Here is a 6,190-nt window from a genome sequence, read left to right as displayed (position 1 = left end):
GCTCCGGAAAACCCTACGGCGCTATTGGGGAGCGCGGGTTTCCTCCGCCTGCTCCGCTCACCGGCACGGCCGGTTCGCTGCGGCCGCGGCCGCGCCGTCTCACGGCGCTGCGGCTGGAAAACGGGCTGCTCCATCGGACGACGGGCAGTACGAGGAGCGCAGGATCTCGATCGCCGGTAGCCCACCCCCATGCGAGGGGGTGGGCGCGTCCGTATCAGTGATCAGACGAGTTCCAGGTGAAGCCTGCGACCGACGGCATTGGCAGCGCGGGCCAGCACGGCAAGAGTTACGCCCTGATAGTCGGGGTCAAGAAGCCGGTCGAGCTGCGATCGACTGGTGTGCAGCCGCTTCGCCATCTCGGCCTTGCCTATGTTCTGCTCTTTCATCGCCTGTTCAAGCTGATACGCGAGCACCCTTTTGATGGCGTGTTCGGTGGTTTCCTCGTAGGTGCCTTGTTCTTTCAGAAAATCCTCGAAGGAGTCGCCGAGAGAACCGCGTTCGATTTCCGTGTTCATTTCACGCCGCTCATCCGTTGTTCCTCCAGCTTTAATGCGGGCAGAGGTGGAGCCTTCTCGGTAACTTCTTCCAAGGATCGATCCTTGCTGTACATGTACCAAACTTGGTACGTCAAAACAAAGGGTCTCAGGAGAGACGCATATCGCTGGGGTAGGTGGCACTGGCCGGAGGCGGTCGGTGGCCCTCGATCCGATCAAACGCGTCTAGGAATGATCATGCACTCGGCTTTTTGAAACCAGGTTGAAGAGCTGTGCGATGACGTCGGTCGTGTAGACCTGCTCCCCGTCGCGTTCATAGCTGGAATTCGAGATCCGGGATTCGACATAGACGAGGTCGCCTTGCCCGACGTTGCGTTCGATCCACTCGGCCTGTTTCTTGTCGAGGATCGTCACCTGGACCCAGTCGGTCGCGTTTTTCCGATCCCCATCCGCCATCCATTCGCGATTGGTCGCGATGTTCACTTTCAGCACATTTTTGAGCGGTATCATATTGCCCACATGGCCAAGAAGGGTGTGACGGTTGACGGTTCGCATGGATTTAAACCTTCCTTAACTGCTCGAAACCGTTTATTTGTGCAACTCGAACCAATGCCGCTCGGTTTGGCCAGAGGTGTCATTCTTGATGTCGAAATAGTAAGGCTCTGACCTGAGCGGTCGGGACATGGAGACCGTTTGTATGCAGCTTCGCTGCCGATCAGAGTTATAGAGACCGTGCGTATTGCCCTGGCAAACGTTGACTGTCTTGACGCACAAGTCGCCGTTCCTGGCGAAGCCATTGCGGTCCCTGCTGCTTCCGACCTGATAGCCCTCCGGGCATTCCGCATACCTCTCGTAGCCCGGCGCTCCCGTGCCTCCTTCGGGGCAGGTCGGCCAATCGAACCCCGGTTTCTTCATCGCGGAGATCAGCCGGTTCATCGGCGGATGGCACGCGGGCACGCCCCTCCAGGATGGATTGGACGACGAAGCGCACAGCAGGACTTCGCAACCCCACTCGCTTGCGAAAGCCGGGGAGGGAAACACGGCGGCCGTCAGAAGCATTCCGACGATGACGTTGACGGGTGTGGCTTTGGCAGACATCGGCAACCTTCTCATCCAACATACTAATTCGTAAATTATAGTTTATCCGACGATGGCGAGCAAGCGTAAGAAGCCTGACACTGATCTTGGCACGATGATCCTGCGAAACATGGCGATGGTCATGGAGCGCGAGCGGGAGAAGCGTGAGCTGACAAAAAAAGAGATGGCGCGCGTCTGTGAGATCACCAGTCCCTTTTATTTCGCTATTCTCAACGCGACAGCGAACCCTTCCCTGCAGGTCATCACCCGGATCAGCACGAATTTGAAGGTTCCGCTGCAAGAGCTGATGATGGGTGTCAAATCCAGCGACGGTTGACATAGATCGTCCGCACGGCTTCGCCGCCGTGCTGACGCAGTTGCGCGTTTCGTAAACTATATTTAATTACCGCCCCTAGGTGTTTCATGCCGAACACGGCATTCGGACAAAAGGGGATCAACATCTTGAAGTACCCGGTGATATCAGCGCTGCTCCTGGCGGCGTCCACGGCGTCGGCTGCAGACAATCCAATGTGGCGCAGCGGCTTCACCTGGTCCTGCGCGTTTTCGACGGTCATTCGATGCGAGCGGGCGACCGATTGCGCATCGAGCGGGGAGGCGGGGACGATCGCCGTCGCCTATCGCGAGAACCAGTGGATCGATCCGCAGGGAAAGACCCATCCGATCAAGCGCCACTATGTGCAGACCGTCGCCGGCAGTCCGATCGGCAGCGAGGTGAAGATCGAACTCGATACGAACGAGGTGATCTGGCTTTCACCGGCCGATGCGGCCGGAACATTTTCGGAAAACTGGATCGGCGCGATGCTATCGCCGAAAGCGGGAGTGATCGTGCAGGAGTTACGGCCGCTGATCTGCAAGCCGATAAAATAGGTCTCAGCCACTGCTAGAGCGTTTCCGCTTTTCTTCGAATCGCGAAAACGCTCTAACCTATTGTTTTCGCGCAATTCCGGACGCAAAACCGCTACGCACTTTTGCTGGAAATGCTCTAATGGCTATGCCAACCGAGGTCGGTAAAAGTGAAGTCGTCACCCTTAAAAGCAATCCGGGTCCGGTATGCTCGCGCACAGGGATAGGTGAAGCAATCGCCCATGTTCAGCCTTGCAGGGTGGTTCAGGATCTTGCGGCCAGTGGAACCTGAAACACGCGAAATTTGCAGCCGAGGTCATGAAGCGCTATATTCCCGGCACGGAAAGGAGATCGATCATGCTGTTGAAGAAATACCGTGAGAACAAGGATGCCCTCAAGCAGATCGGCCGGGAAGCTCTTGCTGAGAGCCGCCGTCTTGGCCTTGCGATTTCCGCCAAGGATCGCCAGAACGAGGCGAAGGTGCAGGCCAAATCCGAGCGCAAGGAACGCGCTCATGCTACCGTGAGGTAGCAATCGCTTCATGCCGGAATTGTCATGCATCCTCCTCGCAGGACCGAACGGCTCCGGCAAGTCCTCCGCTTTCCCTAAGCTGAACCTCGAAGGCGAGTGGATCAACGCTGACGAGATCGCGAAAACTATGTCCGAAACCGACGACGGCAAGTCGAAGGAACGGCGAGCTTCGGAGGCAGCGCTTCACAAGATCGCTCGGATGATTGAGACCCGGAAGTCTTTCATCTTTGAGACCACATTGAGCAGCCAGCAGTCCCTCCGGCTGATGCGCGATGCGAAAGCGGCCGGGTTCACGGTCGGCCTATATTACACTGCTCTGGATTCCGTCGAGACGAATATCGAGCGCGTCAGGCAGCGTGTGCTGAAGGGCGGTCACAACATCCCTGAGGATGACATCCGGAGACGGCACAGGGGATCGCTGGCAAAGCTATCCGAGGCCCTGAAGATCGCGGACGAAGTCGTGCTTGTGGACAATAGCAGCCTCGAACCTCACGAGGTCTTCGTCATCGTCTCCGGTGAAGTCCAGTCCTTCGACATCGACGACACGCAAGAGCTACACCGCCTGTTTTCCAGCAAGGTTTGCGAGGCCTACGGGCTGAAGCGAGTGCATGGCGGCTTCAGGGACGCGAAGGCGGTAGATCCGGAGATCGAGGATCGTACCACACAGATCCTTGGCAGCATGCCTGGATACAAGCCCAAGCCCTCGGGCATGAAGTGAGAGCGGCATGTTCGAATTGATCAACCTTCTCGATACCGTGTACCGGACCATCACGGCCGATCTTGAGGCATGGTTTGACCAATTTCCTCAAGGGGTAGCGTGGAACGTCTTCTCTGACTATTGCATCGGAGACCCGAACAAGTCGAACGACAGCTTTTCGTTCGCGATCGTTCTCAATCACGACACTCAGGCGAACATCGCGGAATACATTGCAGCGGTAGCTCCAAGCGACATTAAGGGATCCCGGTCATCCTCGGAAGGCCTCATCTCGTATCTGAGATGTCCTGTGGTCTTCAGCATCAGCTACTTGGTCGAGAAGAAATCGAAGCTGCTCCGGGACTACATGACCGACGACAACATCTGCGCCGCTCTTGAGGATATGCGGGAAATCGTCTCGCAGTTGGCGACCATGATCCCGCAGAAGGCCGATCACTACCGGGCAGTGGACAAGCGGCTGGCAAGCTTCCTTACCGAGATGAAAAGGCGCTCCCGAAACTCCAATCTGGCTCGGCAGATCCTCCTCTGCGCTGCCTTTGCCTCGATCGTTTGCCGGCATCTGGCTGCCAAGAAGAAGCCGAAATTCATTCGCTGGATCAGCGACCGAGATGCCATGTTCGACAAACACGACAAGGTAGCCTTCGACCTCGCCTTCCTCTATTTCCATCTTCACCGGATGATGAACGGTCAGGACGCCCTCGAGCCGGAATTTCTCTTCGGGCTACCAGGATGGGACGGAAAGAACGAGTACGCTGAATTCATTCGGGTTGCCGACTATCTCGCTGGCACACTGGCGGACATCAAGCTTCCGGAGATGACGTTCTCACATGCGAAGTTTGAATCCGTTTTCCACAATCTCTTCGTCAACGGACCGAACTCTGCCCTCATCGAAGTCCTTGCCCGAGACGGCGGAGGGGTTACGGCACGTCGCCTCGTCCCCAGAACTCCTGCCATCGTGTAAAGAAAACGACCGCACCCGGCAGGCAACCTTTTGACTTCGGGCGACACCTCGACCACCAGTATGCTCGTTGCTTGCGCGCTCATCCAGATCACCGGCCATTCTGGCGAGACGCCATAGTTGCTTGCATCCTATTCAGGAACTGCTCCGCACCTCGCATCTCATGCTCGAAACGAGCTTGAGCGACCGTGTCGTCATCCCTCCAAGTGCCGTCGAGACCCATGACGAACTTTCGGATGCGAGCGACCCGCAGGAGCGCGGGCGTTGCCGGCCATGCGAAGACAGATTTTTTGCGAAGTGCCGCGAGGCGGTGTATTCGATGGGAGCCATCGATTACATGCCAGCCATCCGACGCGAACGCGATGATAATCGGTTCTTGCAGCCGTGCCTTTGGAATAGACTTCGCGTAGGTCGTGTTGATTTCAGACCTCGCGGTATTATTGACCGCGTCCGCTATCGCCAACTCCCACGGCCGGCCCTCTTGTCCGGCAAACCGACGATACATTTCCGAAATGTTGAGGGAACCGAAGCTTTCACTTTCAAAAACTTCATCGCCGGCCCGCGCGTTCCGTATCCACACTCTGCACCGGAGGCTGTCGATCTTGTGGCCCATGCCGTCCTCGTCGGCCTCAAAGCCCGGCAATTTCGACAATTTGCGATAGGCTTCTCCAGGGCTGATCTTCTTTATCACTGCGCTTCCACCCCTTAGGTTGCCGTTTGATGGAGTCGACCCAGCAGAGGCGGCATGTCGACTCACCCTCAGCTTCGCACTCTCCGGCCGTCTTCGCGTGGCTATACTTTGGAGTCGCGCGAGGCCACGCTTAGCTTCTCGAATCATCGACAAAACTGTCAAACTAATGCGATCAACCGCACACAGCTCTGAAACACAGTAAGCGGTGAGGCAAACCCACGTAGCGCGTTTGTCGGTGGAAGCTCATTTTCTGCATGAGTCATGCGGAGAGTCATATGAGCGACAAGGTGAATCAGGTTCGGACATTCGAAGTTTTGACGGCGACGCCGTCGCGACGTTCGCCGCGGCATTGGTCTGATGACGAGAAAGCGCGGCTTGTGGCGGAAGCGTTTTCGCCGGGAGGGACGGTGGCGGAGGTTGCGCGCGCCTATGAACTGGACGTGTCGCAACTCTACGCATGGCGCAGGAAGGCCCTTTCCTCGGGGGCGATGGCGCCATTGACGGTGCCATTGGGCGGTCGAACCATGTCGGAAAGCGAGCCGGTGAAGTTCGCGCGCTTTGAGACGGGCGGCAGCGCGACCGTAGAGATCGTTCTGGGTGATGTCGTTGTGCGGGTGCGCGGGGATATTGATCCGGATCAGTTGGCGGGAATTATCGGCGCGGTGCGCAAGGCATGATCGCTTCCGGCGTTGTGGTTTACGTGTCGTGCCAGCCGGTCGACTTCCGCAAGGGAGCCGCATCCTTGATGGCGCTGGTGCGGGAAGGCGGCCTCGACCCGTTCAATGGCGCGCTTTACGTGTTCAGATCGAAACGGGCGGACCGTGTCCGGATCGTCTGGTGGGACGGCAGCGGGGTCTGTC

The 6,190-nt window shown here is 57.5% G+C and carries 11 protein-coding genes and 1 pseudogene; 7 read left to right on the top strand and 5 right to left on the bottom strand.

All coding sequences use genetic code 11. The annotated features are described in order from the left end of the window. Window positions 1-221: 221 nt before the first annotated feature. From ABWW28_RS27210 to ABWW28_RS27200, 3 genes are all read right to left on the bottom strand, one after another. On the bottom strand, window positions 222-515 hold the full coding sequence (locus ABWW28_RS27210) for a helix-turn-helix domain-containing protein (protein ID WP_353392950.1): 294 nt from the start codon (window positions 513-515) through the stop codon (window positions 222-224). Between the two features lie 204 nt (window positions 516-719). Continuing rightward, window positions 720-1,049: a single-stranded DNA-binding protein gene (locus ABWW28_RS27205; protein ID WP_353392949.1), complete on the bottom strand. Its 330-nt coding sequence runs from the start codon at window positions 1,047-1,049 to the stop codon at window positions 720-722. Window positions 1,050-1,082: 33 nt separating this feature from the next. Next, entirely contained in the window at window positions 1,083-1,592 is a 510-nt protein-coding gene (locus ABWW28_RS27200; RefSeq protein ID WP_353392947.1) for a hypothetical protein, read from the bottom strand. A 109-nt stretch (window positions 1,593-1,701) separates the two neighbouring features. Here ABWW28_RS27200 and ABWW28_RS27195 point away from each other — a divergent pair, with 109 nt between their 5' ends. Beyond that, on the top strand, window positions 1,702-1,908 hold the full coding sequence (locus ABWW28_RS27195) for a helix-turn-helix domain-containing protein (RefSeq protein ID WP_353392945.1): 207 nt from the start codon (window positions 1,702-1,704) through the stop codon (window positions 1,906-1,908). Window positions 1,909-1,994: 86 nt separating this feature from the next. After that, window positions 1,995-2,459: a hypothetical protein gene (locus ABWW28_RS27190; protein ID WP_353392943.1), complete on the top strand. Its 465-nt coding sequence runs from the start codon at window positions 1,995-1,997 to the stop codon at window positions 2,457-2,459. Window positions 2,460-2,574: 115 nt separating this feature from the next. Here ABWW28_RS27190 and ABWW28_RS27185 read toward each other — a convergent pair. Next, window positions 2,575-2,709: pseudogene (locus ABWW28_RS27185) on the bottom strand (type II toxin-antitoxin system VapC family toxin); the annotation flags it as partial. A gap of 83 nt (window positions 2,710-2,792) precedes the next feature. On the opposite strand from ABWW28_RS27185, the gene ABWW28_RS27180 reads away from it, so the two are divergent. Genes ABWW28_RS27180 through ABWW28_RS27170 form a run of 3 tightly spaced genes read left to right on the top strand, consistent with a single transcriptional unit; the run spans window position 2,793 to window position 4,642 of the window. Further along, a complete protein-coding gene (locus ABWW28_RS27180; protein WP_353392941.1) occupies window positions 2,793-2,966 on the top strand; it encodes a hypothetical protein in 174 nt (57 codons plus the stop codon). Window positions 2,967-2,976: 10 nt separating this feature from the next. Continuing rightward, a complete protein-coding gene (locus tag ABWW28_RS27175) occupies window positions 2,977-3,684 on the top strand; it encodes an ATPase (RefSeq protein ID WP_353392939.1) in 708 nt (235 codons plus the stop codon). Between the two features lie 7 nt (window positions 3,685-3,691). Beyond that, complete coding sequence (locus ABWW28_RS27170) at window positions 3,692-4,642, top strand: hypothetical protein (RefSeq protein WP_353392937.1); 951 nt, start codon at window positions 3,692-3,694, stop codon at window positions 4,640-4,642. Window positions 4,643-4,730: 88 nt separating this feature from the next. On the opposite strand, the gene ABWW28_RS27165 is transcribed toward ABWW28_RS27170, so the two are convergent. Next, window positions 4,731-5,330, bottom strand: coding sequence for a hypothetical protein (locus ABWW28_RS27165; protein WP_353392935.1), 600 nt, complete (start codon window positions 5,328-5,330; stop codon window positions 4,731-4,733). Window positions 5,331-5,605: 275 nt separating this feature from the next. Between ABWW28_RS27165 and tnpA the strand changes: the two genes are divergently transcribed. Both tnpA and tnpB read left to right on the top strand, forming a co-directional pair. After that, window positions 5,606-6,007, top strand: coding sequence for an IS66-like element accessory protein TnpA (tnpA, locus tag ABWW28_RS27160; protein WP_037405095.1), 402 nt, complete (start codon window positions 5,606-5,608; stop codon window positions 6,005-6,007). Continuing rightward, window positions 6,004-6,190: IS66 family insertion sequence element accessory protein TnpB (tnpB, locus tag ABWW28_RS27155; protein ID WP_353392029.1), on the top strand; the 187-nt coding region annotated here is incomplete at its 3' end. The genes tnpA and tnpB, both read left to right, overlap by 4 nt.

Source organism: Brucella sp. NBRC 14130, from assembly GCF_040371715.1.
GTDB classification, from domain to species: Bacteria; Pseudomonadota; Alphaproteobacteria; order Rhizobiales; family Rhizobiaceae; genus Brucella; species Brucella intermedia.
The sequence above is the reverse complement of the archived record's forward strand: the minus strand, read 5'-3'. Positions and strand labels throughout refer to the sequence as shown.